At 71.3% G+C, this 2433-nt stretch carries 1 protein-coding gene; it reads right to left on the reverse strand.

Translation table 11 applies throughout. The annotated features are described in order from the left end of the window. Nucleotides 1–35: 35 nt before the first annotated feature. Nucleotides 36–2433 (reverse strand): type I polyketide synthase (locus GWI24_RS43375; RefSeq protein ID WP_210951512.1); only part of this gene is annotated, 2398 nt, incomplete at its 5' end.

Consider the following 2433-nt stretch of genomic DNA (forward strand, 5'->3'; position numbering starts at 1 on the left):
TGCCGGTCCGGCTGAACCGGGTGTGCTGGGCGGAGTCACTCCCGGGCGGCTCCGGGGGCCGGGGCAGCCTCGGGGGCCGGCGCCGGGGCCTCGGCCTCGGCGGCCTGGGCGGCTCCAGGGGGATCATCCGCATCGGCTTTCTCCAGCTCGTCCCGCAGTTGCCAGGCCAGCATCCGGAGAGTCGGGTGGTCGAAGACAAAGCTGGGAGGCAGCCGCAGCGCGGTGCGCTTGGCCAGGCGATCGCGTAGTTCCACCGCCATGAGTGAGTCCAGACCGATCTCGGTGAACAGGACATCGGGGTCGAGGGTGGCGGCCGCCGAGTGTCCCAGAACCCGGGCGGCCTCCTGCTGGACCATGTCCAGCAGAATCCGCTCCCGCTCCTCGGGGGTCGCCCCGGCAAGCCGACCGGTCACCAGGCCCCGATCGGCCGCGGCCCGAGCGGCAGCGGCTCGGCGGGCCGTCGGGGCGAGCCTGTGCAGCAGCGGGTGGACCGCCCCGCTGGCGGCTTGGGCGCGGAGCGCGCCGAGGTCCAGCTTGATGGGAAGGACCGTGGGTTCGGCCGTACGCAGCGCCGTGTCGAAGAGTTCCATGCCCTCGGCCGGAGACAAGGAGGCGACACCGCCGCGTGCCATACGGCGCTGGTCGGCATCGCCGAGGCGGCCGGTCATCCCCGTACCGGCGGCCTGCTGCCACATGCCCCAGGCCAGGGACACGGCGGGCAGCCCTTGGGCCCGGCGCTGATGGGCCAGCGCGTCGAGGTAGGCGTTGGCGGCGGCGTAGTTGCCCTGTCCCGCGTTGCCCAGGGTGCCGGCAGCGGAGGAGAACAGGACGAAGGCGGAGAGGTCCAGGTCCCGGGTCAGCTCATGCAGATGGAGCGCTCCATCCACCTTCGGCCGGAACACCGCGTCCATACGCTCCGGGGTCAACGCCGTCAATACGCCGTCATCCAGAACACCGGCCGTATGCACCACCGCCGACAACGGAGCATCCTGCGGGACGGCATCCAGCAGCCCCGCCACCTCGCCCCGATCGGCCACATCACATGCGACGATCCGTATCCGCGCCCCCGCCTTGACCAGCTCCGCCTCCAACTCGGCCGCGCCGATGGCCTCGGGCCCGCTCCGACTGGCCAACACCAGACTCCGCACCCCCCGTACGGCCACCAGATGCCGCGCCACCACCGCGCCCAACGCCCCCGTACCACCCGTCACCAACACCGTCCCTCCGGAACCCCGACCACCCGGACTGGCTTGGGGCATATCCGCGACACGGGTGAGGTGCCGGGCGAAGCAGGTGGCATCGCGCAGGGCCAGTTGGCGCTGGTCACCGGCGAGCAGTGCAGGTAGCAACGCGGTGGGTATCGTCGCTTGGTCGACGTCGAGGAGGAGAATCCGCCCGGGGTTCTCCGCTTGTGCGGATCCCACCAGGCCCCATACGGCGGCCGCTGCTGGATCGACCGGATCGGCCTCCCGGACGGCGACGGCACTCCGCGTCACCACGACCAGCCGGCTGGACGCCAACGAGGACTCGGCCAGCCACGCCTGTACGACCCGCAGCACCCGCCCGGTCAGCTCCCGCACATCGGCTGTACCACTGCCGAGGTCCAGCAGCAGCACGTCCGGTTGGGAAGTCTCCCGCGTCGTGGCCAGGCGGTGTACGTCCTCGGCGTCGCCCACCGATACGGGTTCCACGGTCGTACCGTCCGACCGAACCGGCAGTTCCTCCCAAGCGATGCGGAACATCCGGTCCGCCGTCGCCGTCGCCGTCGTGCCGAAGTGCTCGGCGCTGACGGGACGGGACACTACCGAGCCCACCGAAGCCACGGGGGCTCCGCTCTCATCGGCCAGTTGCAGGGACATGGTGTTCGGGCCGGACGGCGTCACACGTACCCGTAGCGCTGAGGCCCCGGAGGCATGCAGCGCCACCTCTCGATAGGCGAACGGCAACACGAGCTCCGCATCGGCTTCGTCGCGGTCGTGGAAGGCGATGGTGTGCATGGCGGCGTCGAGGAGCGCTGGGTGGAGCCCGAACCCCGCCGCCTGGACCCGATGCTCCTCCGCCAGAGCCACCTCGGCATACACCGCACCATCCAGCCGCCACACCGCCCGCACCCCCTGAAACACCGGCCCATACCGATAGCCGACCTGTTCCAGACCGTCGTACAGGCCCTCCACGTCCGCCGGATCCACCGCTACGGAATCCGCCGGAGGCCACACCGACAGCCCTGCGTCGGGTGCGGAGATCTGATCCGCACGGCACAACGTCCCTGTGGCGTGCCGCACCCACGCAGCACCCAGACCGGCATCCTCCGCCCGCGAATACACCCGGACGCCGCGCCGACCGCCCTCATCGGCCTCGGCCACACTCACCCGCACCTGGACCGCCCCGCCCTCCGCCAACACCAGCGGAGCCTCCATCACCAGTTCCTCCACC

The sequence above is a fragment of the Streptomyces sp. MK37H genome (assembly GCF_018035285.1).
Classification (GTDB): domain Bacteria; phylum Actinomycetota; class Actinomycetes; order Streptomycetales; family Streptomycetaceae; genus Streptomyces; species Streptomyces endocoffeicus.